General features: G+C 34.2%; 24 protein-coding genes. 14 read left to right on the top strand and 10 right to left on the bottom strand.

Going from position 1 to position 26,505, the window contains the following annotated elements:
• The first annotated feature begins 30 nt into the window (after positions 1 to 30).
• The 8 genes from GJJ64_RS01810 to GJJ64_RS01770 all read left to right on the top strand — a co-directional run bounded on the left by GJJ64_RS01810 (position 31) and on the right by GJJ64_RS01770 (position 8,358).
• On the top strand, positions 31 to 2,271 hold the full coding sequence (locus tag GJJ64_RS01810; RefSeq protein WP_154286060.1) for a sodium-translocating pyrophosphatase: 2,241 nt from the start codon (positions 31 to 33) through the stop codon (positions 2,269 to 2,271).
• A gap of 585 nt (positions 2,272 to 2,856) precedes the next feature.
• The gene (locus GJJ64_RS01805; RefSeq protein ID WP_154286059.1) at positions 2,857 to 3,729 is read left to right on the top strand and encodes a hypothetical protein; all 873 of its coding nucleotides are present in this window, start codon (positions 2,857 to 2,859) and stop codon (positions 3,727 to 3,729) included.
• Positions 3,730 to 4,235: 506 nt separating this feature from the next.
• Positions 4,236 to 4,481, top strand: a complete 246-nt coding sequence (locus GJJ64_RS01795) for an AbrB/MazE/SpoVT family DNA-binding domain-containing protein (RefSeq protein ID WP_026904345.1) — start codon at positions 4,236 to 4,238, stop codon at positions 4,479 to 4,481.
• Positions 4,472 to 4,795, top strand: a complete 324-nt coding sequence (locus GJJ64_RS01790; RefSeq protein ID WP_154286058.1) for a type II toxin-antitoxin system PemK/MazF family toxin — start codon at positions 4,472 to 4,474, stop codon at positions 4,793 to 4,795. Before GJJ64_RS01795 ends, GJJ64_RS01790 begins: the two co-directional genes overlap by 10 nt.
• Positions 4,796 to 4,892: 97 nt before the next feature.
• Entirely contained in the window at positions 4,893 to 5,738 is an 846-nt protein-coding gene (locus GJJ64_RS01785) for a helix-turn-helix domain-containing protein (RefSeq protein WP_154286057.1), read from the top strand.
• Between the two features lie 103 nt (positions 5,739 to 5,841).
• Positions 5,842 to 6,252: a hypothetical protein gene (locus GJJ64_RS01780; RefSeq protein WP_195759200.1), complete on the top strand. Its 411-nt coding sequence runs from the start codon at positions 5,842 to 5,844 to the stop codon at positions 6,250 to 6,252.
• A 76-nt stretch (positions 6,253 to 6,328) separates the two neighbouring features.
• On the top strand, positions 6,329 to 6,976 hold the full coding sequence (locus GJJ64_RS01775; RefSeq protein ID WP_154286056.1) for a YdeI/OmpD-associated family protein: 648 nt from the start codon (positions 6,329 to 6,331) through the stop codon (positions 6,974 to 6,976).
• A gap of 158 nt (positions 6,977 to 7,134) precedes the next feature.
• On the top strand, positions 7,135 to 8,358 hold the full coding sequence (locus GJJ64_RS01770) for a cation:proton antiporter (RefSeq protein ID WP_154286055.1): 1,224 nt from the start codon (positions 7,135 to 7,137) through the stop codon (positions 8,356 to 8,358).
• Positions 8,359 to 8,406: 48 nt separating this feature from the next.
• On the opposite strand, the gene GJJ64_RS16760 is transcribed toward GJJ64_RS01770, so the two are convergent.
• Positions 8,407 to 8,574 carry a hypothetical protein gene (locus GJJ64_RS16760; RefSeq protein ID WP_195759199.1) on the bottom strand — a complete coding sequence of 56 codons (168 nt, stop codon included), beginning with the start codon at positions 8,572 to 8,574 and terminating at the stop codon, positions 8,407 to 8,409.
• Positions 8,575 to 8,649: 75 nt separating this feature from the next.
• On the opposite strand from GJJ64_RS16760, the gene GJJ64_RS01765 reads away from it, so the two are divergent.
• From GJJ64_RS01765 to GJJ64_RS01755, 3 genes are all read left to right on the top strand, one after another.
• Positions 8,650 to 9,339: a pseudouridine synthase gene (locus tag GJJ64_RS01765; protein ID WP_154286054.1), complete on the top strand. Its 690-nt coding sequence runs from the start codon at positions 8,650 to 8,652 to the stop codon at positions 9,337 to 9,339.
• Between the two features lie 184 nt (positions 9,340 to 9,523).
• Positions 9,524 to 10,987 carry an amino acid permease gene (locus GJJ64_RS01760; RefSeq protein WP_154286053.1) on the top strand — a complete coding sequence of 488 codons (1,464 nt, stop codon included), beginning with the start codon at positions 9,524 to 9,526 and terminating at the stop codon, positions 10,985 to 10,987.
• A gap of 87 nt (positions 10,988 to 11,074) precedes the next feature.
• Complete coding sequence (locus tag GJJ64_RS01755; protein ID WP_154286052.1) at positions 11,075 to 11,647, top strand: MarC family protein; 573 nt, start codon at positions 11,075 to 11,077, stop codon at positions 11,645 to 11,647.
• Positions 11,648 to 11,671: 24 nt separating this feature from the next.
• On the opposite strand, the gene GJJ64_RS01750 is transcribed toward GJJ64_RS01755, so the two are convergent.
• Genes GJJ64_RS01750 through guaA form a run of 3 tightly spaced genes read right to left on the bottom strand, consistent with a single transcriptional unit; the run spans position 11,672 to position 15,587 of the window.
• On the bottom strand, positions 11,672 to 12,835 hold the full coding sequence (locus GJJ64_RS01750) for an RsmB/NOP family class I SAM-dependent RNA methyltransferase (RefSeq protein WP_154286051.1): 1,164 nt from the start codon (positions 12,833 to 12,835) through the stop codon (positions 11,672 to 11,674).
• The gene (locus tag GJJ64_RS01745) at positions 12,836 to 14,098 is read right to left on the bottom strand and encodes an ABC transporter substrate-binding protein (RefSeq protein ID WP_154286050.1); all 1,263 of its coding nucleotides are present in this window, start codon (positions 14,096 to 14,098) and stop codon (positions 12,836 to 12,838) included.
• A complete protein-coding gene (gene guaA / locus GJJ64_RS01740) occupies positions 14,055 to 15,587 on the bottom strand; it encodes a glutamine-hydrolyzing GMP synthase (RefSeq protein ID WP_154286049.1) in 1,533 nt (510 codons plus the stop codon). The genes GJJ64_RS01745 and guaA overlap by 44 nt, the downstream gene beginning before the upstream one ends.
• Positions 15,588 to 15,723: 136 nt before the next feature.
• Between guaA and GJJ64_RS01735 the strand changes: the two genes are divergently transcribed.
• A complete protein-coding gene (locus GJJ64_RS01735) occupies positions 15,724 to 17,166 on the top strand; it encodes a M20/M25/M40 family metallo-hydrolase (RefSeq protein WP_154286048.1) in 1,443 nt (480 codons plus the stop codon).
• Positions 17,167 to 17,245: 79 nt separating this feature from the next.
• The gene (locus tag GJJ64_RS01730; RefSeq protein ID WP_154286047.1) at positions 17,246 to 17,725 is read left to right on the top strand and encodes an Ig-like domain-containing protein; all 480 of its coding nucleotides are present in this window, start codon (positions 17,246 to 17,248) and stop codon (positions 17,723 to 17,725) included.
• Positions 17,726 to 17,786: 61 nt separating this feature from the next.
• Here GJJ64_RS01730 and GJJ64_RS01725 read toward each other — a convergent pair whose 3' ends face one another.
• The gene (locus tag GJJ64_RS01725; RefSeq protein ID WP_229655426.1) at positions 17,787 to 18,239 is read right to left on the bottom strand and encodes a deoxycytidylate deaminase; all 453 of its coding nucleotides are present in this window, start codon (positions 18,237 to 18,239) and stop codon (positions 17,787 to 17,789) included.
• A gap of 235 nt (positions 18,240 to 18,474) precedes the next feature.
• Here GJJ64_RS01725 and GJJ64_RS01720 point away from each other — a divergent pair, with 235 nt between their 5' ends.
• Complete coding sequence (locus tag GJJ64_RS01720; RefSeq protein WP_154286046.1) at positions 18,475 to 19,104, top strand: LysE family translocator; 630 nt, start codon at positions 18,475 to 18,477, stop codon at positions 19,102 to 19,104.
• On the opposite strand, the gene GJJ64_RS01715 is transcribed toward GJJ64_RS01720, so the two are convergent.
• The 5 genes from GJJ64_RS01715 to GJJ64_RS01695 all read right to left on the bottom strand — a co-directional run bounded on the left by GJJ64_RS01715 (position 19,105) and on the right by GJJ64_RS01695 (position 26,505).
• Entirely contained in the window at positions 19,105 to 19,680 is a 576-nt protein-coding gene (locus tag GJJ64_RS01715; RefSeq protein WP_154286045.1) for a hypothetical protein, read from the bottom strand.
• Positions 19,681 to 19,767: 87 nt separating this feature from the next.
• Positions 19,768 to 21,672, bottom strand: coding sequence for an amidophosphoribosyltransferase (locus tag GJJ64_RS01710; RefSeq protein ID WP_154286044.1), 1,905 nt, complete (start codon positions 21,670 to 21,672; stop codon positions 19,768 to 19,770).
• A 195-nt stretch (positions 21,673 to 21,867) separates the two neighbouring features.
• Complete coding sequence (locus GJJ64_RS01705; protein ID WP_154286043.1) at positions 21,868 to 23,181, bottom strand: ammonium transporter; 1,314 nt, start codon at positions 23,179 to 23,181, stop codon at positions 21,868 to 21,870.
• Between the two features lie 253 nt (positions 23,182 to 23,434).
• Positions 23,435 to 24,910: an NADH-quinone oxidoreductase subunit N gene (locus GJJ64_RS01700; protein ID WP_154286042.1), complete on the bottom strand. Its 1,476-nt coding sequence runs from the start codon at positions 24,908 to 24,910 to the stop codon at positions 23,435 to 23,437.
• Positions 24,910 to 26,505, bottom strand: coding sequence for a complex I subunit 4 family protein (locus tag GJJ64_RS01695; RefSeq protein ID WP_154286041.1), 1,596 nt, complete (start codon positions 26,503 to 26,505; stop codon positions 24,910 to 24,912). The genes GJJ64_RS01700 and GJJ64_RS01695 overlap by 1 nt, the downstream gene beginning before the upstream one ends.

Below are 26,505 nucleotides of genomic sequence, written 5' to 3'. Positions count from 1 at the left end.
AACCATTAAAAAAAAAAAGCGATTACATGTATGGACTTCTTACAAACTAATTTAATTTATGTTGTACCAATATTAGGACTTATTGGTATTCTCGTGATGATTTCTAAATCCATTTGGGTATCTAAACAGCCTTCAGGAGATGAAAAAATGACCGAACTTGCTGGCTACATAGCAGATGGTGCTATGGCATTCTTAAAAGCCGAATGGAGAGTATTAAGCATCTTCGTATTATTTGCAGGTATTCTTTTAGCATACTCGGGCTCTATACATGAAGTTAACGGAAAAGAAATACACTCTAGCTGGATTATTTCTATTGCCTTTGTTATTGGTGCAGTTTTCTCTGCAACAGCAGGTTATATCGGTATGCGTGTAGCTACAAAAGCAAACGTAAGAACAACACATGCTGCTCGCACTAGCTTAAAACAAGCTTTAAAAGTTTCTTTTACAGGCGGCACAGTAATGGGGCTAGGCGTTGCTGGTTTAGCAGTTTTAGGCTTAGGAGGCTTATTTATTGTTTTTCTTTCTATGTTTGCCGATTTAGGTGAGCACACCGTAAAAACCGCTATTGAAGTACTAACAGGTTTCTCTTTAGGTGCAGAGTCTATTGCGCTTTTTGCCCGTGTTGGTGGTGGTATTTATACTAAAGCTGCCGATGTAGGTGCAGATTTGGTTGGTAAAGTAGAAGCCGGAATCCCTGAAGACGATGTACGTAACCCTGCAACCATTGCAGATAACGTAGGCGATAATGTGGGTGATGTTGCAGGTATGGGGGCCGATTTATTTGGCTCTTATGTAGCAACCATCCTAGCAACCATGGTATTAGGACAAGAAATCATTGTTACAGATAATTTCGGTGGCATGTCGCCTATATTATTACCTATGGTTATTTGTGGTTTAGGTATCATCTTCTCTATTATCGGAACTTGGTTTGTTACCATTAAAGACGAAACCTCAAACGTACAAAACGCCCTAAACTTAGGTAACTGGTCATCTATCGTGATAACTGGTATCGCGTCTTATTTTATTGTTTTATGGATGTTGCCAGAAACCTTAAACCTAAGAGGTTACGAGTTTTCTAGTATTAATGTTTTCTATGCCATTATTGTGGGTTTAGTAGTAGGTACTATCATGAGTATTGTTACCGAGTATTATACCGCTATGGGCAAAGCTCCGGTAGATTCTATTGTACAACAATCATCAACAGGACATGCAACTAATATTATCGCAGGCCTATCAGTAGGTATGAAATCAACCGTAATCCCGATAATTGTTTTAGCTGCTGGCATCATGACATCTTACTACTTTGCAGGCTTATATGGTGTAGCTATTGCTGCTGCCGGTATGATGGCTACTACAGCCATGCAATTAGCTATTGATGCCTTCGGACCAATTGCTGATAATGCTGGTGGTATTGCCGAGATGAGCCAATTACCTCCAGAAGTACGTGAGCGCACCGATAATTTAGATGCCGTAGGTAACACCACAGCAGCAACCGGAAAAGGCTTTGCTATTGCTTCTGCCGCACTTACCTCATTAGCACTTTTTGCCGCTTTTGTGGGTATAGCTGGTATAGAAGCTATTGATATTTACAAAGCACCTGTTTTAGCTGGTTTATTTGTTGGTGGGATGATTCCTTTCATCTTCTCGGCATTATGTATACAAGCTGTAGGAAGAGCTGCTATGGATATGGTACAAGAAGTACGTAGACAATTCCGTGAGATACCTGGTATAATGGAATATAAAGCCAAGCCAGAGTATGAAAAATGCGTAGCCATTTCAACTACAGCTTCTATCCGCGAAATGATGTTACCAGGTGCCATAGCATTGATTACACCAGTTGTAGTAGGTTTCATTTTTGGCCCTGAGGTATTGGGAGGTTTATTGGCAGGTGTAACCGTATCAGGTGTATTAATGGGGATTTTCCAATCTAACGCAGGTGGCGCATGGGATAACGCTAAAAAATCTTTCGAGAAAGGTGTTTTAATCAATGGCGAAATGTACTATAAAAAATCAGAACCACATAAAGCTTCAGTAACTGGAGATACCGTGGGCGATCCGTTTAAAGATACCTCTGGCCCATCTATGAATATCTTAATCAAATTAATGTCTATTGTATCTTTGGTAATAGCACCTTATATAGCCATTAATGCTACCCAACCAACTACACAGGTTAAAGCCAAAACAGAGCATTGCCAAACCGCTATGAAAAGTGGCGAGGTAAAAGCATGCTGCGCAAAACCTAGAATGGCTGATAGGTTTAAGCATAAGTAATTGTTATAAATAATTTTAGAAAAGAGGGTGTTCTTAAAAGGCATCCTCTTTTTGTTTAGAATAAGATTTCTACACTTTTGTAATTTTTACTTTTGAATTTTTGAAAGCAATAGCATCACAGTTTTGAACCGCCAATCCGGTGCTTTGCTAAATTTTTTGCCATAAAGTAATCATATCACAAAAAATTACCGAAGGCAAAAAGATACCGCTGCCGCCCCGGTTTAGTTACACAGGTTTGGTGGGTTTGGGGTAATTTCTTGTTCTTATAGTTTTGTGAATTTTTGATTTAATTCTATATCTTTATCGCTAAAGTTAAATCTACCTATTGCTTATAGTGCCGAAGAGAAAATCAATATTTAACTTTCATAAATCCTAAATTTAGAGGAAAAATACTTATACTATAACAGCTATTTGTTTATTAAAATCAAACATAAAAAGTTATTTTACGACTTTGTTAAAATGATGAAGCTATCAAATAAAAAGAAATAAAAACTTCCGTAACACATCCAATATTGGGTGTATTACGGAAGTAAAACTACACATATATATAAGTTAGCACCAATTTTATAACGACATACTTCACAAATGGAAATAAACTTAGACCCACAGATAAAACCGCTAGTAGCAAACCTACTAAGGATAAATATTGGACGTTATCTTAAAACGAGTGACTTTAATCATTTGACTCTTGAACACAACTTTGACAATCTCTGGGAACAAGGAAAAAAAGCAGTTAGGGATAGCAGTAATGTTGTATTTATTGGGTTTGACCCATCTGGAGACTACGAAGAAGCGTATCAACTTATCTTAAATGCTTTATATAAACAGGACAATAAAGGATTTTTCAATGTTTTAGAACTTACATTAACTGATTTTATTAGATGGGACAAAGGAAAAACAGACCTATCAAAAGTTGTTGAAAACCTAGAGCAACTCAAAATGCCTGAAGACCAAATACAAAGTATAAAGCAAGCGTTTTCAAGCAAATTACTTACACCTACGATAGCAACACCGGACAAATCGCCAACTTTTGAAAAGTCAGAAATTAAAATTGACCCGAAGTTATGTTTTGTTATTATGCCGTTTAATGATAAGTTAAATCCAATTTATGAAAGCATTATCAAAGTTGTATTAAAGGATTTGAAGTATAATCCATTAAGAGCTGACGAGATATTTACTTCAAAGCCAATCATCGATGACATATGGCTAAATATCAAGAAAAGTAAATTTCTTATTGCTGACTTGACTGACAGAAATCCTAATGTGTTTTATGAGTTAGGGCTTGCACATGCACTCACAAAGGACGTTATTCTTTTAACACAAAATTTGAGTGACATACCTTTTGATTTAAGACATTATCGAATAATTGTTTACCAAGACAGTATTTCTGGTGCAGACAAACTAAAAAGTACTCTTAAAGAATTTATAACCGAGCTTGACACAAAAAAGAAAAAATAAAAACTGGTGCTAATCGAGTAGACGGCTCTGCCAGAAACCTGACAGAGTGCGCCTCTCACACCACCGTATCCCGATGAAAAATCGGGACAGGCTGTACGGTTCTCGTATACGGCGGTTCGTAAACTGATGGGTTGAGTTTTGTGTAAATCTCTAGCATGGGTATGTAGCCTTTTTGCTTTAACCGTTTAATAGTTATGGTCGTATTAAGGATTGGGCTTTGGGCTATTCGCCATCCCCCTTTTCTTGTCCTGCTCCATGCATAAGCATGGTCGGCATCTACTCCTAATCGTATCAGGTTTTTCCTTTTACGTTCGGGTTTCTTCCAGTCCGTCCAAATGCAATAGCGCAGGCGGTTACGCAACCAGCCGTCCACATCTCGCAGTTTACCTACAATGCATACAACAATATAAGCATTAGCTGTAAAAGGTATCTAACAAAATGTTAGCCTCAAAAACTTTGTGAATAGAACTATTTGTAATAACTTTGTAATTACATAGATAATAGTTATGGAGGTTTCAATCATTAAAATAGGAAATTCAAAGGGGCTTAGGTTAACCAAAGCAATTTTAGAAAAGTACAACATTACAGATAAAATAGAATTGATTCTTGAAAAAGGACAAATCATTTTGCGCCCAATTTCTGAACCTCGTAAAGGCTGGGATAAAGCATTTCAAAAGATGCATGAAAATGGTGATGACCAGCTTCTAATAGACGATGTTTTTGAGGATGAAAACTTTGAAGAATGGAAATAAAACAGTATCAGATAGTTTTGGTTAATCTCGACCCAACTTTGGGTAGTGAAATACAAAAAACACGACCTTGTGTAATTATCTCACCAAATGAAATTAATGACAATCTAAAAACTGTTGTTATTGCACCAATGACTTCTTCAAGCAGAAGATATCCAACCAGAGTAAAAGTAAAACACAATAATCAAGAAGGTTGGGTTGTAATTGATCAAATAAGAACAATCGATAAAATTCGTATTATAAAAAAGTTTGGTTCGCTTACAGAGAATGAAATACTTGAATGTAAACGTGTGATTAGAGAAACATTTGTTGACTAAAAGACATCTTTTAATGCGTCTTACTTTCATTATTTTTTTGAGATAATTTTTTATAGTTAAACCTACAAACTGCTAAATTTCTCAGAAATCTGTTCCTATGATTCTAGAAAGAAATCATTTCTCTTTAAACAACAAGAGCGTTATAGAAAGATTGGTGATAAAAACACCTTTTAAACACCCTGCTGTTTTTGAAAATGAAGCTTGTTTCATCTTTGTAAAAGAAGGGGAAAGTATACTCCAGTCGCCTACAGAGCATATACACATTCAAGTTTCTGAAAGTGTACTCCTTAAATGTGGCAGCTATTTCGCTAGATTATTACCACAAAGAGAAGGACAAAATTGTGAGATTTTTGCTGTTCATCTTCATACAGATGTTTTAAAAGAACTGTACAAAAATGAAGTTCCGCATTTCCTTCAATCCACAACTAAAAAACACTTCGCTAATAAGATAGAGAAACAAGATATTATCATCCATTTCATTAAAAGCTTAGAATTTTATTTTCAAAACCCAAGCATCGTTCATGATGACTTATTAAAACTTAAAATCAAAGAACTTATCCTGCTGCTTCTGCAAACCAACAGCGCAGAAGATTTAAAGAGCTTGTTTTCACACTTATTCACACCCCGCCAAGCAAATTTTAAAGAAGTTATCCAAAACCATCTTTATAATAATCTTTCTACTAAAGAATTAGCTGTACTTTCTGGACGCAGCTTATCGGCCTTCAAAAGAGATTTTGAAAGCTATTTTAAAGACAGCCCCGCACATTATATCAAAGAACAAAAACTTATAAAAGCTGCCATGTTGCTCTGCACTTCCGATGCATCTATCAGTGAAATATGCTATCAAATTGGCTTTAATGATATTTCGCACTTCAGTAAGTTGTTTAAATCAAAGTATGGCCATACACCATCTCAATACAAAAATACCTTTAATAAAACCTGAACCTTTCTCCCTAATTTTTGGACTTTTTATCCTAACCTATTCCTGTTTTTTAGAATCATTTTTGCGTCATGCAATTCAGCAGAATTTTAAAAACAATTATCAAATGAAGTATTATAAAATAGCGTCTTGGTTTTTAGCCCTGTCTATGTCTATATTTGGGGTTCTTAAATTTATCCATCCGTTTAAAACGTGGTATAGTGTACAAATTAGCCAATCAGAATTAGGCTCATTAGCTTATCCATTAGGTATTGCTGGTGAAATTATGGTTGGACTAACACTTTTAATTTGTTTAAACTTTAAGCATAAAATATCTACATCAACTTATAAACTAATCACAGGTATTTCTTTTTTTGCTATCATCATGATGATGTTAACAGGTATATACGTTCATTTACACCCCAATGTATCGGCTGATGTTTTACCGTTAAAAATCAAGCCTCCTTACATACCGGCTTTCTTTTTAATTTTAGCTGCTTGTACTATGCTTTTTACTGTTAAAAAGGACGACATTTAAAACATAGAAAACCAAATTTTTCCTTAATTTCATCTCATAAACAAAAGCACAAAACATCTATATAAAATACCTTCTCATGAGTATAGTACTAAACCCGCAAGTTGATAAATATTTAATAGATGGCTGTATGCGTTGTAAATATGGCGCTACACCTAAATGTAAAGTCAACCTTTGGCGAGATGAGCTTGAACTACTCAGACAAATTGTGTTAGAAACTGGTCTTAAAGAGGAGATAAAATGGGGTGCTCCGGTTTACACACATCAAGGTAAAAATGTTATTCTGGTAAATGCTTTAAAAGAATCGGCCAATATTGGCTTTTTTAAAGGTGCTTTACTAAAAGACGAACACAAAATTTTACAACAACAGGGCAATGTGCAAGCTGCTAGAATCATCAGATTTAAGCATATTGATGAAATTGAAAAAGTACAAAGTATTTTAATTACTTACATAAAAGAAGCTATTGCTTTAGAAGAAAGCGGACAAAAAGTAGCGCTTAACAAAAATCCTGAACCTATTCCAGAAGAACTTCAAGAAGCTTTTAAAGCTGATTTAGCCTTCACCCAAGCATTTCATGCTTTAACACCGGGTAGACAAAGAGCTTATATTATCCATTTCTCTCAACCCAAGCAAAGTCAAACTCGGATAAGCAGAATAGCAAAATATAAAAACCAAATTTTAAACGGTATAGGTTTGCATGATGAGTATAAAAATCGAAATAAATAATTCTTAAAATCTATATGAAGTAATCTCAGCATCAAGCAAATAAACTTAACAAAACCTTGATAAAAGGTATTTATGTTATATCACTCCTTTCTATTACTTTAGCGGCTGAAAAAATAGTTATTTAAGTATTAATTAATACAAGTTTAAATAGGATTTAAATGCCCATAGAAACCCCACACTTCGAACTTCCATTTTTCACCAACCTACTTATTTTATTGGTAGCAGCAAGAATTTTTGGGGAAATTTTTGAGCGTTTTAAACAACCTGCCATGATTGGCGAAATTATAGCAGGTATCATTCTCGGACCAAGCTTATTAAATTTAATCCACAGAACAGAGGATATTAAAGTTATTTCTGAACTAGGTATTTTTTTATTGGTTATCATAGCCGGATTAGAAATTAATATTGATGATATCCTGAAATCTTTAAAAGGAAAGAATATCATAATCTCCATCATGGCGTTCTTTGTACCCATATTTGGTGGTATTACAGTGGGGCATTATTTCCAGCAAGATATCATGACAACAGTTTTTATAGGTTTATGTGTAGCTATTACGGCTTTACCTGTAAGTATCAGAATCTTGATGGATTTAGGAAAAATAAACTCGCAAGTAGGGCAAAAAATAATTTCTATTGCCATTTTTGATGATGTTTTAGCGCTCTCTATTTTAGGTGTTTTACTTAATTTAAAAGACACCGATATGTCTGCATCAGCAGTTATAAAAGCTGGTTCTATATCTTTATTAAAGCTTTTCGTTTTTATTGCGCTTTTAAGTTTGGTATACATCCTCATTAAAAAGGTTTTAAGAAAAGGCGATTATATTCAAGAATCTTTAGATAAAATAGTTTCCGTATTAAAAGGTAAAGAGCCACTTTTTGCGCTGTTTTTTGCTTTTGTTTTACTTTTTTCAACCTTTACAGAGTCGCTTGGTTTACATTTCATCGTAGGAGCATTTTTTGCAGCAATGCTCATTAGCGATTCTCTCATCGGTAAACATAATTTAAAAGCTATAGAAACTACCACCAGTAGCATGGCTATGGGCTTCTTAGCACCTATATTTTTTGCTGGTATCGGTCTAGAATTCAACTTTTCGTCTATTAGCAATGTGGGTTTATTGATAGCTGTTATAGCGGTTTCTTACCTATCTAAAATTGCAGGCGGCTATTTTGGTGGTACGCTTGCCGGACTTAACAAACGTGTTTCTTTAACCTTGGGTATTGGGCTAAATGCCCGTGGTATTATGGAACTTGTAATTGCTAATATTGCCTATAAAAATGGCTTAATCAGTACTGAAGTCTTTTCTATTTTAGTAATTATGGGTGTGCTAACTACGCTTACTACTCCTTTACTTCTTAAAAAAGCATTTCAACATTTAGATTAATTATCCCTTTTAAGTATAAATAAACTTGGATTAGATAATTTTAATCACTTACTTTGTTTTACAAAGTACTTTTAAAATGAAAAATAAAAACATAATACCATTCATAATTTTAGCAATAGGCTTCCTGCTGATGACTTTTACCATCACCGTTGAAGATGAACCAGGAGCATTACCCCTGTTTTTGGTACTGATAAGTTTGGTTTGGTTAAGTATCAATTGGTTTAATATGAGAAAGTATCGAAATAATACTTAGAAGCTTGCAATTACTTATAAATTCCTAATTTGCAAGTCATGTTAGAGATAATTTATCAGGATGAGCATTTAGTAGCCATTAATAAACCTCATGGCTTGTTGGTTCATCAATCGCCCATTGCTAGAAATGCCGAAGAATTTGCACTGCAGCTTTTAAGAGATCAAATACAGCAACATGTTTGGCCTGTCCATCGTTTAGATAGAAAAACCAGTGGCCTACTTCTTTTTGCTTTAAACAAAGAAACTGATAGACTAATGCAGCAACAGTTTATGGAGAATAAAGTACAAAAAAAATATCTAGCTGTATTACGTGGCCACAGCCCTGATGAACTTTTGATTGATTACCCCTTGAAAAAAGAAAATGGCACTTTACAAGATGCTGTTACTTATTTTAAAACTTTAGTTCGTACAGAAATTGCACTAGCGGTAGGCAAACACCCAACATCCAGATATTCTTTAGTAGAAGCACAACCACAAACAGGGCGAATGCATCAGTTAAGAAGGCATTTCGCTCATATTTTCCATCCTATTATTGGCGATAGACCTCATGGCTGTAATAAACAAAATAAGTTTTTTAAAGAGCATTTTCAAATGGAGAGTATGTTGCTACATGCATCAGTATTACAATTTAATCATCCTATTACCGATGAAAAACTCCATTTAAAAGCTCCTCTTCAAGCAGAATTTAAAAGAGCTTTAAACTTACTTGACATAGAATTTCCCTCTTAAAAGCTCCTAAAAGTCTTTTATCATAATTTTTACACTTTCATAAAAGCTCAAAAATGTTATAAATCATGATTTTTAAGCTTATAGTTGATGTGATTTTTAAAAAGCCCAATCTCTACGACATTTTTTGATATATTAGCTTTTAAAATTACACACAAATAGAAATTAACTAACTAAACAAACATTTATGAATTTTAAAAAGCCATTAGATGTGCTACTTGCCGAGGCAGCCGAAACTGGTGAGGGAAGTTTAAAAAGAACGCTATCTAGCTTTAATCTTGTTGCTCTTGGTATTGGAGCTATTATTGGTGCTGGATTATTTTCATTGACAGGGATTGCAGCTGCAGAAAATGCTGGACCAGCAGTAACTTTATCATTCGTATTAGCAGCAGTTGCTTGTGGCTTTGCAGGTTTATGTTATGCAGAGTTTGCCAGTATGATTCCTGTTGCTGGTTCGGCCTATACCTATTCTTATGCCACCATGGGCGAATTTATGGCTTGGATTATTGGCTGGGATTTAGTTTTAGAGTATGCTTTAGGTGCTGCAACGGTTTCTGTCTCTTGGTCTAGATACTTGCTAGAATTTCTCCATAAATACGATTTGGATCTACCTCATAAATTAATTGTTTCTCCTTTTGAAACCTTAAAATTAGGCGACGGGACTGTAATTGAAGGTGGTTACATTAATCTACCAGCAATTTTTATTGTTTGTATGCTTTCTTTGGTTTTAATGCGAGGAACTAAAGAATCGGCCACGATGAATAACATCCTTGTGATTGTTAAAGTGGCAGTAGTTTTAATATTTATCACCTTGGGTTGGTCTCATATTAACCCTGATAATTATACCCCTTACATCCCAGAAAATACAGGTATCTATGAACAATTTGGCATTACAGGTATTGCAACTGGTGCAGCTGTAGTTTTTTTCGCTTTTATTGGATTTGACGCTGTATCAACAGCAGCACAAGAGGCTAAAAATCCACAAAAAGGAATGCCAATTGGTATATTAGGTTCACTCATTGTATGTACAATCTTGTACGTATTATTTGCACACGTTATGACAGGCTTGGTAAACTATAAAGACTTTGCTGGCGATGCAAAACCTGCTGCTACAGCATTTGCTGTAACAGGATATTCTTTCTTACAAGATGGTTTAATTATTGCAATTTTAGCAGGTTATACCTCAGTTATCTTGGTAATGCTAATGGGACAATCAAGAGTATTTTATACTATGTCTAAAGACGGATTATTACCTAAATTCTTTAGTTCTATTCATGCAAAATTTAATACCCCTTGGAAAACAAACTTATTTTTCATGGTATTTGTGAGTATTTTTGCTGGCTTCGTACCGGTTTCTGATTTAGGTCATATGGTATCTATAGGTACTTTATTTGCATTTGTATTGGTATGTGTTGGTGTTTTAGTCATGAGAAAATCATCACCAGATTTACCTAGACCTTTTAAAACTCCATGGGTACCTTTTGTTCCTATTGCTGGTATATTAGTTTGTATTTATTTAATGTATTCTTTACCCGGCGAAAGCTGGATTAGACTTGCCATTTGGATGGCTTTAGGTGTAACCATTTACTTTACCTATAGCAAGAAAAATTCAGTAGTAAGAAAAAAGTACGCTGATTCTTTAAAACAATAAACACTCTTTATCATCAATAAATTTAATAGGTTGTCTCAGAAATTTTAATTTGAGACAACCTTTTGTTTTACCAAAAACATTTTTGTTATGAATAGCTTTTTCAACTTTAACGAGATTTTATCAGTAACGATGATTTTATTTGCTATCATCGATATTTTAGGCTCTATCCCGGTTATTGTGCAGTTAAGACAAAAAGCAGGTCATATACAATCTGAAAAAGCAAGTTTTGTAGCTTTGGTATTGATGATTATCTTCCTATTTGTTGGCGAAGCGCTACTAAAAATTATAGGTTTAGATATATCATCCTTCGCTATTGCGGGTTCTTTAGTGATTTTCTTTATCGCTATGGAAATGATTTTGGGTATCAACTTCTTTAAAGAAGAAATTCCGGAAACGGTATCTATTGTACCTTTAGCTTTCCCTTTAATTGCAGGTGCGGGTACCATGACTACCCTACTCTCTCTAAAATCAGAATATGCTACACAAAATATTGTGGTGGGGATTGTGCTAAATATGCTGTTTGTTTATATCATCTTAAAAAATACCTTACGTTTAGAAAAACTATTTGGCACAACAGGTTTACATATTTTAAGAAAAGCTTTTGGTATTATTCTTTTAGCTATTGCAATAAAACTGTTTAGAACAAATACAGGTTTGTAAAATATTCGCTTAAGTGATTTTAATTTATGCCTTAACTAACCTAGCTATAAACATGGTATCGGCTTTATGTTGATAGCCTTTGATAAGTTCCTGACTTTCTACTTGCAATTTAAACTCTTCTTTTATCCAAGCAACCTGAGCTTCATTTTCTTCTTTAAAAACAGAACAAGTGATGTAAATAAGAGGCTTACCAGGTTTTAGGTAAGAAATAACGTTACGGATGATTTTCCGCTGCAAATCTTGAAAAAACTGTATGGTATGCTCTTCAAACTGATTAATCATTTCTGGAGTTCTTCCCCAGGTACCAGAGCCACTACAAGGTGCATCTAGGATGATACCATCAAACTCATAATCATGTAAGTATAAAGATTGGTCTAAGGTTAAATCAAGTACTTTTTTCTGATAGTTTCTGATACCTGCATGTAAAAAGCGTTCATCCAAATTATCTAAAATAGAAGCTCTAATATCAGAAACTAAAAGTTTAATATCTGGCTGTTGCTGATGCAATAGCAATGATTTACCGCCAGATGCTGCACAGCAATCCCACCATTTATCCCATTTCTGCGGTTTAAAATAATTTCCTACTTGTTGCGAGGATAAATCTTGCACCTCATACAAACCTCTATCAGTAAATAAATGATCTAGCTTGGTGCCATTTGCTAAGGCATAGGTTTGTTCTCCCAGATGCTGAAAATTTAGACCAGCATCTAGTAAAGTTCCTGTAAAACGCTTCTCAGCCCCTTTTCTAACCCTGATGTATAAATCTGGCTGCACCAAAATTTTACTACAAAATAAAGTGGTATCTATCCCTTCTGATAGATGATAATGAAAAGGAAAAATAGCTAGAACATTAAAATCAGAAAACTCTCGCTTTACTAAAGCAAGCTTTTCTTCAAGGGTTAAATGGATAGAAACTTCCCATTCTGGTTTATAAAAAGCAATAAATGAATTGCTAAGGGTGTTACAAAGAAACTCGGCAACAATTAAACGATTTATTAAAGATTCTTGCTGAAGAGCATGACCTAGCCTAAAGTAATTGTAAACCAACCTACTGGCTATTTTACGATCTTTAGACCCCATTTGCTTATTTTGACGATAGTAAACCGCTAAAAAACGATGCAAAGGCTGGTCTTGCTGGTAACGAGCTAAAATTTGCTCTACCGTAGCCAATTGGTGAATAGCTTTCATTTATTTAACCTTCTTAAGCTGAAAATCCTGATACTTTAAAATCATTAAGCTATGGTTATAATAGCCCAATTTAGCATCCTTCACAAAATCAAGTTGGTTATGTAAACCTTCTAATGAGGTTTTAGTTAAGTCATCGGCGAAAGCCTTACCTTTTTTACTCATTAAAGAAGCAAAATAATAAGCAATATCAAAACCTTTAATAGCATACTCGCTAGGTTCTAAACTATATTTCGCTCGGTATTTAGCTAAAAACTGCTCTACTCTAGGGGTTTTATAATCTACTTTGTAAGATGAGGTTATATGCGTGTTTAGTTTTTGCATGGTTGTAGCATCCAAAAACTGTAGTTTCTCCCAGCCTGGGTGACCAATAACAGCAATTTGAAAATTTGAACTTAGCTTCCATAATTCTTTGGTAATGGAAAGCAAGAAATTCCTATCAGTAGCTGGCAAAACAATCACATTTAAACCAACCGGATTTAAATGTTTATATACATTCTCGTAACCTATGGCTTTTATACCAATTTCAGAAAATGCGGTTTGTTTAAGTAAACTATCGCGATATTTCTTAAATGGAACAGCAAATTTAAACTCATCTGCCTGCCCACTTCTAATCATGATGATTTTCTTAGGCTTTAAATCAGATTTGATAAAATTAACAGCACTTAAAGTATGCTGTTCTAAAGAATTATTTACGGTAATTAAATAGGGGTTGTTAAACTGCTCTGGACTGGCTGCTGCTAAGGGAGAAACCACTAACTTTTGCATATTCTTGCTGTAAGTAGCAAAAGCTTTTATCCCATTAGGAAAAATAGGACCAACAATTAAATCGGAGTTTTTGATGCCCGCTTTAGCTGCTAGAATGGCAATATTAGCTGGGTCATCTTTAGAATCGTAAACCTGTAATTTGAAATTGCCTCCTTGATTGTGAGCTACAGAATCTAGCCCCATTTTAAAGCCTTGATAAAAATCTATAGCAATTTCTGCTTTGGCAATATCTTTTAAGCCCGCAGTTTTATGATTAATACTGGTAAGTTCAAAAGGAAGAACCAGTGAAAGAACCATTTCTGGCTTCTCCACTGGTTTTTCTTCAGGTAATGTCTCTAGTTTAGGCTTTATTTTAACTTCTCTATCTGGTGCAGGCTCTATACGCTCTACAACTTTAGGAGTAGTTTTTGGCGAGCAAGCCGCCAAGAAAGCTAAAAATAGTAATCTATAAACCCTACTCCCACTCAATGGTAGCAGGCGGTTTAGAACTGATATCATACACTACCCGGTTTATACCTTTAACATTATTGATAATTTCATTAGATATTTTAGCTAATAGCTCGTAAGGTAAATGACTCCAATCGGCAGTCATACCATCTACAGATTCTACAGCTCTTAAACTTACAACGTTTTCGTAAGTTCTTTCGTCTCCCATAACCCCAACAGATTGTATTGGTAAGTAAATGGTTCCTGCTTGCCAAACTCTATCATACCAACCTGCTTTTTTTAGGTTTTCTATGTAGATATAGTCTGCTTCTTGTAAGATAGCTACTTTTTCTGGAGTAACCTCTCCTAATATTCTAATACCTAAACCTGGCCCTGGGAAAGGATGTCTGTTTAAGATATTCTCTGGCAAACCTAATGCTTTACCAACTCTTCTAACTTCGTCTTTAAACAGTGATTTTAAAGGCTCTACAATTTTAAGCTTCATAAAATCTGGTAAACCACCCACATTGTGATGAGATTTTATAGTTGCAGATGGACCACCGTTAACTGATACTGATTCTATCACATCTGGATAAATAGTACCTTGTGCCAACCATTTTACATCAGAAATTTGATGCGCTTCATCATCAAAAACCTCAATAAAAACTCGTCCAATAGCTTTTCTTTTATGCTCTGGATCTGTTAAACCGGCTAAGGCATCGTAAAATAATTGTTTAGCATTAACGCCTTTTACGTTTAAGCCTAAATCTTTATACGATTCTAAAACAGATTCGAACTCATTCTTACGTAGTAAGCCATTATCAACAAAAATACAATGTAAATTTTTGCCAATAGCTTTATGCAAAAGCAATGCCGCAACAGATGAATCTACCCCTCCTGATAAACCCAAAACTACTTTATCATCACCTAATTGGCTTTTTAAATCCTCAATGGTAATATCCGCGAAAGCGTGTGGAGTCCAATCTTGCGAGCAGCCACAAATATCTACCAAAAAGTTTTGCAATAGTTGCTTACCATCTGTAGAATGGGTTACTTCTGGATGAAATTGTATACCGTAAGTTTGCGTTCCTTTTACTTGATAAGCAGCAACTTTTACAGTATCTGTGCTGGCAATAACTTCAAAATTGGAAGGAATTTCTTTGATGGTATCTCCATGAGACATCCATACCTGAGATTTTGCAGGAATACCATGTAGTAAAGGATTATTAGCATGAATGTACTCTAAATTTGCTCTTCCATACTCTCTAATTTCTGAAGCTACAACCTGTCCTCCAGAATGTTGAGCCATATACTGTGCGCCATAACAAACGCCTAATAAAGGTAGTTTCTCATGAAACTGTTTGAAATCTACTTGTGGAGCATCGGCTTGTCTTACAGAAGATGGGCTTCCGGATAGGATTACACCTTTTGTATATTCATCAATTGCTGGAACCTTGTTAAAAGGATGGATTTCGCAGTAAACATTAAGCTCTCTTACCCTACGGGCTATCAATTGGGTATATTGCGAGCCGAAATCTAGAATGAGGATTTTCTCTTGCATGCGCAAAGGTAAAAATTTAAAGCTTTGTAACTAATAAATAAGGTAAATAAGTTTAGTTAAAATCTAGTATTCCTCTAAATCTTACGCAGTTTGATGCTAATCGTAAATTTGCTATTTTGTATAAAATCTAAACGGCATGAAGAAATTATCATTTATACTTTTAGGGGCTTTTTTACTGCTAGCAATAGTAGTTTTAATCAACACTTTTACCTTTAAAAGCAAACAAATTGCTGTTGAACCGGCAGAATTTTTAAATGTACCACAAAGTTGCATAGGAAATTTGCAAAAAGCTATTCGGTTTAAAACTATTTCTTACGACCAAGCCAATTTAATAGATAGCGCTGCCTTTTTAGATTTTCATACTTTTTTAGCACAAGCTTACCCTTTAACTTTCTCTAAATTAAAACTAGAAAAAGTTAACGACTTAAGTCTGATATTACACTGGCAAGGTAAAAACAAGGCATTACAACCTATCATTTTAATGGCTCATCAGGATGTTGTTCCGGTTGAAGAAGCTACTAGAAAGAATTGGCATGCCGATCCATTTTCTGGAGCTTTAAAAGACGATTTTATTTACGGAAGAGGAACCATTGATGATAAAGGAAGTCTAATAGCGATTTTAGAAAGTGTTGAACTTCTTATAAAAGATAATTTTATCCCAGAAAACGATATTTATTTTGTGTTTGGCCATGATGAAGAAGTTACTGGTAAAAGAGGCGCAAAAGTAATTGCTGCATTATTTAAGCAAAGAGGTATAAAACCTGCTTTGGTTTTGGATGAAGGCGGTATTATTACCCATTATAAAGTGCCAGGTTTAGATAAACCAGCTGCTGTTGTTGGCATTGTAGAAAAAGGTTATGTAACAGTAGATTTAAAAGCAAGAATTGCAGGTGGACACTCTTCTATGCCCGAAAAACAAACCGCCATTGATGAGCTTGCTAAAGCCATTGTAAAACTTAAAGAAAACCAATTTCCTTTAGAATTAGGCCCAGTAACAAATCTTTTTATGGATTATGTTGGCCCAGAGATGCCTTTTGTGAATAAAATGGCTATGGCAAACCGTTGGCTATTTTCATCTATCATTAAAAGTAATTATGAAAAAACTGCTGCCGGAAGCGCTACTTTAAGAACTACTACAGCTACCACCATTTTTAATGCTGGTTTAAAAGAAAATCTTATCCCCGGTGAGGCAAGTGCTACTATAAATTTCAGAACCTTACCAGGTGTTGATACTTTAGCAGTCATCAATCATATTAAAAAAGTAATTAATAACCCCAAGATTGAAATTAGCTTAAGGCAAGGCAGTTCTGCAACAGCACAAATTGCCAATATTAACGATAAAACTTTTTATTATTTACAAAAAACCATAAGTGCTTTTCAGGAAGAAATTATTGTAACACCTTATTTAGTTCTAGGTGCAACAGATAGCAGGTTTTTTGGCGATTTAACTACACAAGTTTTTAGGTTTACTCCTTTTACAGACCCTGAAGGTTTCCACGGAGTAAATGAAAGAATAAAAGTAACAGAATTTAAAAAAGGGATTATGTTCTATTATAACTTTATTAAAAACTATAATTAAAAAAACCTACCCATTACGGGTAGTACAGCGTTTAATACTTCATGATATTTTTGCCTTATCATTTTAAACTAAAAACATCATGATTAAAAATTTATTTAAAACCACACTATCTATTGCTTTAATACTAAGCTTATTTTCTTGTAAAAAAGATGAAGACAATAACCAGGCTCCGGTTGTAAGTATTATTTCGCCTACAACAACTTATACCTATTTTGGTGCACAACCTTATGTTGAAATAACTGCTGAAGCTTATGATAACGATGGAACTATTGCTAAAGTAGAATTTTACAGAGGTACTACATTAGTAGCTACAGAGATTATTCCCGATAGCCGAAAAGAACGTATGAATGCTAAAAATCGCATAACTATTTCAGCTACTGAGGCTCCTATCGATTATTCTAGAAGATATTCTACTTATGTTGAAGGTTCTCCTTTTGTAGCTGGCTCTAATACTATAACTGCTAAAGCTTATGATGATAAAGGGAAGATCACAAACAGTGCTGCTATAACTTTTAATTTAGAACTACAGCGTGTAGTAGCATTTCCTGCTTCTTTGTAAAAATCTTTACCCCCGCAAAAGAAACAGGTTAAGTTGTTAAAACAACTTGCCTGTTTTATTTTTAATCGATTAACTTCTCACAAATTACACCAAACTTATTTAAAAAATCTACGCCTTCGTCAGAAGGTAAACCTTTATAAGCTGCATAAGAATCTCTAAAATATACATGCTTAATGCCTGATGATAAAATTAATCTAGCGCAAGCAATACAAGGTGATAATGTGGTGTATAGAGTAGAATCTTGTATTTGTGTACCGTTTTTAACAGCATATAAAATTGCGTTTTCCTCGGCATGTAAAGCCAAAGAACAGCTATTTCTAGAATCTCTAGGGCAACCATCTTGCGGCCACTCTTCATCACAATTATGTGTACCAGCTGGCGGACCGTTATAACCTATAGATATAATACGTGTATCTTTGGTAAGTACCGCACCAACCTGATTTTTTACACAATGCGAACGCTTTGCTAAATCAGAAGCTAAATTCATGAATATAGAATCGAAACTTAGTTTCATATATGCTTAATGTTTCCTGCTTATTATTTGATGCGCTAAAATAGCAATAACACTTAAGCTTTACCGTTAATTTTTAGATTCTGTTGTTTTAATCATCAAACGTCATCTTACTTCTACATTTTATTGTTCATTTATCTAAATTTATTTGAATTGTAACTAATGTAATTTTACAGCTAATTTTAACCAATAAAATTGCATATTCGCATAATAGCATCACATAAAGAACCTTTATTAAATGTTAGAATTGATTATTTCGGGTATAGGGTTAGGGATAGTACTCTCTTTTGTAACAGGACCTGTATTTTTTGCGCTGATTAAGACGAGTATCGAGAAAGGATTTCATGCAGGAGTTTCCCTAGCTTTAGGCGTAGTCATTTCTGATGCAGTTTATGTGGCTGTAACTTTATTTGGTTCCTCACTCCTTAACTTTGAAAACAAGTATCGTTTACCTATCGGGATATTAGGAAGTGCTATTCTTTTTGGAATTGGTCTTTATTATTTGCTTAAAAAAGTTAAAATTACTTATGAACCAATTCCTTCATCCAGAAAAAACGCTGGTTATTTCCTTAAAGGATTTTTCATGTGCATTTTCAATCCTTTTATTTTATTGTATTGGATAAGTGTTACTAGTGGAATTTACTCTTTAAACGGAGAACTTAAAGGCGAACAAATTATTCCGTTTTTTGGAACTATCTTAATTACTCTTTTCGGGATGGATACTTTAAAAGCTTATTTCGCTCATCGGTTAAGACATAAAATAAGAGAGCAAACTATCCAAAAAGTAAATAGGATAGCGGGTATTTTAATTATAACTTTTGCTTTGAAATTGGTTTATAACCTGATATTTACCGAAACTTTAATTTAATTATAAGCTACTCGTTCCCGGATAAATATCGATATAATCTACTACCATACCCCCTTCGCAACTGGTCATATTTTGCAACCTAAAGTATTTACGATTTCCTTTTCCATAAAAAGTTTGTTTACCTTCTTTAATACAAGGTTCACCTTTGTTAATACTACTTACTAAAGTTTCTATTCTACCTTCAAACTCAAGTTCTTTTTCACTTAAGCGTCTTATTTTACCTTCTATTTTAAGATAATCTCCATTAGTATTGTTTTGAGTGCCTGCTATCAGATACCAGCCATTTGTTAAAGGAGTTACCTCAACATAGCCAGGTTTATCCCAACTTATCCACTGTAAAGTAATAGGATGTTTTCCGGCTTTTAAAGTTTGTTTGCTAATTGTGTCTTTGATTTTTGTATGCTGTTGAGCTTTAATCAAACTATCTCGAGCATTTAAAAGCCTTTTTAAGCTGTCATTTTCTCTTATTAGCGATTCATACTTTTCTTTATCAATTTGACTGAGCTTATTTTCTGTACAAGCAGTAAACAACAGGACAAAAAATACTATAATTGAAAATTTGGTTAATGAAATCATACCCATTAAAATCATAATGTATGCCAATAAAAAAAGTCGGTTAGCGCTTTACTCCAACCGACTTTCTCCTGAAAAGTTTATAGAAAACTATACGTATGCTCTTGCATTTTTGCCTTCCATCCAATTCATAAAAGCTCTGTTTACCACTTTATTGCCACCTGGTGTTGGATAATCTCCTGAGAAATACCAATCTCCTAAATGATTAGGACAAGCTTCATGTAAATTTTCTAGTGTCTGATAAATCACTTCTACTTTAGCACCAATTTCTGGCGGTGTAATAATTTGAGCAATTTTAGCTGAAATTTCTTCTGGTGTAAAAGGTGCATAAATTTCTTTTACATGATTGATAACCTCTTCTTTAGGAGCATTTGCTTGTGCTTTACACTTAGCATAAACATCATGTATTAATTGATCCATGCCTCTTTCTTTTAAAAGTTTGATAGCTGCTTCAAATGCCACAAACTCTCCCATCCTACTCATATCTATACCATAACAATCTGGATATCTGATTTGAGGTGCCGATGATACAATAACAATTTTAACAGGCCCTAGTCTATCAAAAATTCTTAGAATACTTTGTTTTAAAGTTGTACCTCTTACAATAGAATCATCTAAAGCTACAAGGGTATCAACATCACGTTTAATCAAACCATAAGTAGTATCGTAGACATGAGAAACCATATCACTTCTATCGGCATCTTGCGTAATAAAAGTACGCATCTTTACATCCTTGATAGCTAACTTTTCTACTCTTGGTGTAGTTTTTAAAATCCTATCTAAATCTTCGTCTGTTAAGTTATGACGACTATTTATCAAAGCATCTCTTTGTATTTTGCGGTTGTAGGTATGTAAACCTTCTACCATACCATAAAAAGCTACTTCTGCAGTATTTGGGATATAAGAAAATACGGTATGTTCTAAATCATGATTAACATGCTCTAAAATTTTATCGCATAATAACTGACCTAGTTTTTTACGCTCTTTATAGATATCAGCATCGCTACCTCTAGAAAAATAAATACGCTCAAAAGAACATGATTTTTTCTCTACAGGCTCTGTAAACATTTCTTCTGTTACAGTACCGTCTTTCTTAATAATTAAAGCATGGCCGGGTTTTATTTCTTTCACCTGCCCTATTTTAATATTGAAAGCTGTTTGTAATGCCGGTCTTTCTGACGCAGCAACAACAACCTCATCATCCTGGTAATAAAATGCTGGTCTTATACCAGCAGGGTCTCTTAAAATAAAAGCATCACCATGACCAAAAATACCACTTATAGTATAGCCCCCGTCCCATGTTTTAGCAGATTTCCTTAAAATTTTACCTACATCAAGATGTTGAGCTATTAAATGAGAGATTTCTGCATTACCATGTCCTTCTTTCTTGAAATGATCAAAAAGTTCCTGATTCTCATCATCTAAGAAATGACCAATTTTTTCAAGAACGGTAACCGTATCTGCTTGCTCTTTTGGATGCTGGCCTAAATCATAAAGTTGCTGCAAAAGTTCATCAACATTTGTCATGTTGAAGTTACCAGCAATAACTAAATTACGTGTCATCCAGTTATTTTGGCGAAGAAAAGGATGGCAAGCTTCAACACTATTATTACCATGTGTACCGTAACGTAAATGCCCTAATAATACTTCGCCAGTAAAACTGATATTTTCTTTTAACCAATTTGCATCTTTCAGTAAAGCCGGATTTTCTTTCTCTACGGCGGCAAATTTCTTCATCACGTAAGAGAAAATATCTTGAACAGCATTTTTCTCCATAGAACGATACCTGCTGATATACCTATTTCCTGGCTTAATATCCAGTTTAATAGTGGCAATACCAGCGCCATCTTGCCCTCGGTTGTGCTGTTTCTCCATCAACAAATACAGCTTGTTTAAGCCATAAAGTGATGTTCCATACTTTTCCTGATAAAATGATAATGGTTTGAGTAGGCGGATGAATGCAATTCCGCATTCGTGTTTAATAGAGTCGCTCATCTAAGCTATTTGATAAGTCTGCAAAATTAGGAATTCTTACTAAATGCGGAAATTAAAAAAATTAAAAAAATCATCGCAGTTGAATTATTAAATATTATCCATTTAGTGGTTTGGGATTAAGCCTTTTAAATAAAAAATCCCTCTACCATGAGGTAGAAGGATTCCTATTTATTTTATACTATTGACTTAATGAAATTACAATTTTTCACCATGTTGAGAGATATCTAAACCTGCATCTTCATCTTCTTCTGAAACTCTTAACGGACTAATCATATCAGTTAATTTTAGCAATAACCAAGAACCAAAAAAAGCAAATATAGACACCCCTATTAAAGCACCTAAATGCACCAAGAATAAATGGGTTTCACCAAATATTAAACCGTTACCTGTCTCGTTAGCGCCATTAATAGATTGATGCGCAAAAACACCAGTTAATAGCATACCAACCATACCTCCCACGCCATGACAAGGGAATACATCTAAAGTATCATCTATAGAAGTACGTGTTCTCCAATCTACAATTAAGTTACTTACAACAGCTGCAACAACACCAATAATTAAAGAGTGAGGAATGGTAACAAAGCCAGCTGCTGGTGTAATAGCCACTAAACCTACTACTGCACCAATACAAGTACCCATCGCAGATGGCTTTCTTCCTTTATAAGAATCAAAAAATATCCAAGCAAGAGCAGCTGCGGCAGAAGCTGCCATAGTATTTGCCAAAGCTACTGTAGCTAATGTTCCGGCACCATAAGCAGAACCACCATTAAAACCTATCCATCCGAACCATAAAAGACCAGTACCTAATAATACATAGGTAATTCTAGCCGGTGAATGACTTGGCTCGTTTCTCTTTTTTAAATATAAAGCTGAAGCTAAAGCAGCCCAACCTGCTGACATGTGTACTACAGTACCACCCGCAAAATCAAGCACACCTAATTTAAATAATAAACCTTCTGGATGCCAAGTAGAATGTGCCAAAGGAGCGTATATTACAATAAAAAACAAGCAAATAAATAAACAATATGAGATGAATCTGATACGCTCTGCGAATGCCCCGGTAATTAAGGCAGGTGTAATAATGGCAAATTTTAGTTGATAAATAGCAAACAAAACTAAAGGAATAGTAGGTGCTAATACCCAAGGTTTTCCATCAATAATATTTCCCATCATGAAAAATGTTCTAGGATCGCCGATGATACCGCCAATAGAATCTCCAAAAGCTAAACTAAAACCAAATACTACCCAAATAACAGTGATAATTGCCATACAAATAAAGCTTTGCAACATTGTTGATATCACATTTTTCTTTTTCACCATACCACCATAGAAAAATGCTAATCCAGGTGTCATAATTAAAACTAAAGCGGTTGCACATAGCATCCAAGCAATATCTGATGAGTTATACTCGCCAGCAAACATTTCTCCCGGTACAGAAGGATAAAAAATCGTTAATAATGCAATAATTGCAAGAAAAATAAACGGAACTTTTGATAATTTCTTAGCCATTGTTTAAAATTTGGATTTATTTACGGCCGAAAATTAGGAATAATTATATGATTTATACTAAATATTGAGTTTTTTTAGTTTTTTATCAAAAAACTCACTCTTATTTGCAACAAAAATGAAATTCGTTAAAAAAATCAGGGATATTTTTTATGATTTTTTCAAAAAAACTCATTCCACAAATCATATTTTAAGTAATTTTTATTCAAAAAAACATCAAAAAGTATGACTTAAAGTCGAATTTTATCAACAATGTCTAAAATATTTTAAAGAAATCCGGAAAAACGCCTGCAATTAGAACTATTATGGCAAGAATTACAATAATAAAATCCAAGAAGATAAGCTTTTGCTTCTTAATGATTAATCCTTCTGGTTTTTTCAGATATATATGTAGTGGAATATTAAAATAATAGAATAAAGACAATACAGTAGTTAATACTGCTACTATAAGTATAGGAACAAGAAAGCTTATTGCTGTAGTTTCAGAAATTAAGGAAGAAAATACCACAAATTTAGCTATAAAACCAACTGTAGGTGGTAAACCAGTTAGGGAAACCATAAATATAACTAAACATGGAGCTATCAGGGTATTTAATTTCCCCAACCCTTTCATTTGTTCTAAGGTTTTAACATTAAAATTAGTATCTAAGACAGCAACACTCATAAAAGCACCAATATTTGTGATACTGTATGCGAAAAGATAAAACCATAAATTACTAGACATGATACTATCATTGGGCAAAACCAATAACATTAATAAAAAACCTGTATGCCCAATAGAAGAATAAGCTAATAATCTTTTTAAATCTTTCTGAAAAACTGCCATAACATTTCCTACCAGCATGGTTAAACCTGCGGCAAATAAAATGATGCTTGAAAAATGTATAGAAACAAGTTGAAATGGCGCTGCCAATCTGAATAAAAACGAAAAAACAGCAATTTTTGGTACAGTTGATAAAAAAGAACTTACAGAAGTAGGAGCTTGCTGGTAAGCATCGGGTGTCCAGAAATGAAAAGGAACAAATGATAATTTAAAACCTATACCTGCTAGTATCATCAACAAAACTAAACTTGCTGAAAAGCTATTTATATGTTCAAAGGCTATAAAAATATTTTCGTTATACAAATTTAGACTTCCAGAAAAACCATATAAAAATGTTAAACCATACAACATGATAGCCGAAGCTGTAGCTCCAAAAAGCACATATTTCATTCCTGCTTCTGCTTGTAGCTTTTCTTTATTGGTATAAGAAACCATCAGATAAGAAGCTATAGAAAGTATCTCTATTGATAAGAATAGCATTAATAAGTTTGCAGATGATATCAGCGTAAGCAAACCTAATACACCACCTAGGAAAATGGTAAAGAAATCATTTATTCCTTTTGGATGATTTTTTAAATCTCTATCCTGATTGAAAAATATTAATGACAATAAGGATGCAAATAAAGCCAATAGCTTAAACCCAATAACATAGCTATTATGTAAAAACATCCCATTAAACAATAATAAACTATTGGTTTGGATGATATTTAACTGAATAAAATAAGCAATAGCAGCAAATAAGAGCGTAACAAGACTTGCAATAAAAACCAAACGTTCTGCCCTTTTGATAAATAAGTCTATTAAAATTATAAGCAGAAAGCCTACACTTATAATAAGCTCCGGAACAAAGTAAGACAGAGAAGCTATGATATTCTCTGTTGATTGCGCTATATCTAAACCTGTTCTCATTATGTAAATAATAGAATAAACTGGTTTACAGATGAGTTGATGATATTAAATACCAAAGATGGCATTACGCCCAATAAAATGGCAAAAAATGCTAGCGGTACAAGTGTTAATATTTCTCTGGCATTTAAATCTTTCAATTTTATAAGCCAGCTTTCTTCTTTTACCCTTAACTGCCCAAAAAACATTCTTTGCAATGTCCAAAGTAAATAGGCTGCCCCTAATAATATGCCAAAAGAACCTAAAATAGCCATCCAACGTGGAATAAGACCATTTATGCTTTCGGAATTAAATGCACCTATTAAAGAAAACGCCTCGGCAATAAAAGCCGAGAAGCCCGGTAAGCCTAAGGAAGCAAAAAAAGCAACCATCACAAAGCCTGTGTAGATAGGCATATGCGTGGCTAAGCCTCTAAAGTTGTAGATATACCTATCATGAACACGATTGTAAATAACTCCTACTATAAAAAACAACATCACCGATAAGAAGCCATGAGAAATCATCTGCATCATGGCGCCACTAATACCTTCTGAGGTAAGAGATGCTAAACCTAACAGAACAAACCCCATATGCGAAACAGATGAATAGGCAATTAAGCGTTTTAAATCTGTTTGTGCTAAAGCAACCATAGCTCCGTAAAGTATAGAAACAACACCTAACAAACCTATATAAAAAGAAAGATTTAAAGCTACATCGGGGAATATGCTATAAGCAATTCTGATAATACCGTAACCTCCTACTTTCAATAAAATACCTGCTAATATGATAGAAATTGGCGTTGGTGCTTCCACGTGGGCATCGGGTAACCAAGTATGAAAAGGCACAATAGGTACTTTAATTGCAAAAGCTATAAACACGACTATAAATCCTAACAACCTTGCCGGGATACCTAAAATATCTTGATGCGCTAAGAAAGAAAATATACCGTCTGGTACATAGTTTTGTGGGTTCATCATGTGTACCATATCAAAGGTATGGTTACCTGTTACCGGGTCTATAACAGAAAAATACAAGCCTGCAATAACCAATAGCATAAATACCGAACCTAATAAAGTGTACAAGAAGAACTTAATAGCTGCGTACTCTCTTCTTACTCCGCCCCAAATCCCGATAAGGAAATATAAAGGAAGTAGCATTAACTCGTAAAAAACGTAAAATAAAAAGATGTCTAAAGCACAAAAAACACCCATAATGGCGGTGTTCAACAACATCATTAAAGAAAAATACCCTTTATGATTTTCTTTTATTTCCCATGATGATAATGCCGCAATTAACATAACCAATGCAGACAAAAATAAAAGTGGAATAGAAAAACCATCAACACCTAATAAATAATCTATTTGTAAAGCGCCAAACTTCCCTACATCTAAACGTATCCAAGGTAAATATTCTTTAAACTGATAGCTATCTAATTGATTTACCCCTGTAAAAGCTGTCCCGGTTTTGAACTGGTAATACAAATAAGCAGTTATGGCTAACTGTATTACAGCCACCGCAACGGTAAAATATTTATAAGATTGACTATACTTTTTAGGCAATAACAAAATCATTAAAGCAAAAAGTAAAGGCACAAATATTAAAATTGATAATAAACCCAT

Source organism: Pedobacter puniceum (assembly GCF_009674685.1).
GTDB classification, from domain to species: Bacteria; Bacteroidota; Bacteroidia; order Sphingobacteriales; family Sphingobacteriaceae; genus Pseudopedobacter; species Pseudopedobacter puniceum.
This window is presented reverse-complemented; position numbering and strand designations above follow the sequence as displayed.

What these genes read in the sequence shown, in the direction of transcription:
- GJJ64_RS01755 (WP_154286052.1), top strand. Translation starts at nt 11,075, where the DNA reads ATGAATAGCTTTTTCAACTTTAACGAGATTTTATCAGTAACGATGATT.
- GJJ64_RS01795 (WP_026904345.1), top strand. Translation starts at nt 4,236, where the DNA reads ATGGAGGTTTCAATCATTAAAATAGGAAATTCAAAGGGGCTTAGGTTA.
- GJJ64_RS01745 (WP_154286050.1), bottom strand. Translation starts at nt 14,098, where the DNA reads ATGATATCAGTTCTAAACCGCCTGCTACCATTGAGTGGGAGTAGGGTT.
- GJJ64_RS01725 (WP_229655426.1), bottom strand. Translation starts at nt 18,239, where the DNA reads ATGAAACTAAGTTTCGATTCTATATTCATGAATTTAGCTTCTGATTTA.
- GJJ64_RS01710 (WP_154286044.1), bottom strand. Translation starts at nt 21,672, where the DNA reads ATGAGCGACTCTATTAAACACGAATGCGGAATTGCATTCATCCGCCTA.
- GJJ64_RS01720 (WP_154286046.1), top strand. Translation starts at nt 18,475, where the DNA reads ATGTTAGAATTGATTATTTCGGGTATAGGGTTAGGGATAGTACTCTCT.
- GJJ64_RS01775 (WP_154286056.1), top strand. Translation starts at nt 6,329, where the DNA reads ATGAGTATAGTACTAAACCCGCAAGTTGATAAATATTTAATAGATGGC.
- GJJ64_RS01780 (WP_195759200.1), top strand. Translation starts at nt 5,842, where the DNA reads ATGAAGTATTATAAAATAGCGTCTTGGTTTTTAGCCCTGTCTATGTCT.
- GJJ64_RS01770 (WP_154286055.1), top strand. Translation starts at nt 7,135, where the DNA reads ATGCCCATAGAAACCCCACACTTCGAACTTCCATTTTTCACCAACCTA.
- guaA (WP_154286049.1), bottom strand. Translation starts at nt 15,587, where the DNA reads ATGCAAGAGAAAATCCTCATTCTAGATTTCGGCTCGCAATATACCCAA.
- GJJ64_RS01790 (WP_154286058.1), top strand. Translation starts at nt 4,472, where the DNA reads ATGGAAATAAAACAGTATCAGATAGTTTTGGTTAATCTCGACCCAACT.
- GJJ64_RS01715 (WP_154286045.1), bottom strand. Translation starts at nt 19,680, where the DNA reads ATGATTTCATTAACCAAATTTTCAATTATAGTATTTTTTGTCCTGTTG.
- GJJ64_RS01765 (WP_154286054.1), top strand. Translation starts at nt 8,650, where the DNA reads ATGTTAGAGATAATTTATCAGGATGAGCATTTAGTAGCCATTAATAAA.
- GJJ64_RS01700 (WP_154286042.1), bottom strand. Translation starts at nt 24,910, where the DNA reads ATGAGAACAGGTTTAGATATAGCGCAATCAACAGAGAATATCATAGCT.
- GJJ64_RS01760 (WP_154286053.1), top strand. Translation starts at nt 9,524, where the DNA reads ATGAATTTTAAAAAGCCATTAGATGTGCTACTTGCCGAGGCAGCCGAA.
- GJJ64_RS01805 (WP_154286059.1), top strand. Translation starts at nt 2,857, where the DNA reads ATGGAAATAAACTTAGACCCACAGATAAAACCGCTAGTAGCAAACCTA.
- GJJ64_RS01730 (WP_154286047.1), top strand. Translation starts at nt 17,246, where the DNA reads ATGATTAAAAATTTATTTAAAACCACACTATCTATTGCTTTAATACTA.
- GJJ64_RS01810 (WP_154286060.1), top strand. Translation starts at nt 31, where the DNA reads ATGGACTTCTTACAAACTAATTTAATTTATGTTGTACCAATATTAGGA.
- GJJ64_RS01785 (WP_154286057.1), top strand. Translation starts at nt 4,893, where the DNA reads ATGATTCTAGAAAGAAATCATTTCTCTTTAAACAACAAGAGCGTTATA.
- GJJ64_RS01695 (WP_154286041.1), bottom strand. Translation starts at nt 26,505, where the DNA reads ATGGGTTTATTATCAATTTTAATATTTGTGCCTTTACTTTTTGCTTTA.
- GJJ64_RS01750 (WP_154286051.1), bottom strand. Translation starts at nt 12,835, where the DNA reads ATGAAAGCTATTCACCAATTGGCTACGGTAGAGCAAATTTTAGCTCGT.
- GJJ64_RS01705 (WP_154286043.1), bottom strand. Translation starts at nt 23,181, where the DNA reads ATGGCTAAGAAATTATCAAAAGTTCCGTTTATTTTTCTTGCAATTATT.
- GJJ64_RS01735 (WP_154286048.1), top strand. Translation starts at nt 15,724, where the DNA reads ATGAAGAAATTATCATTTATACTTTTAGGGGCTTTTTTACTGCTAGCA.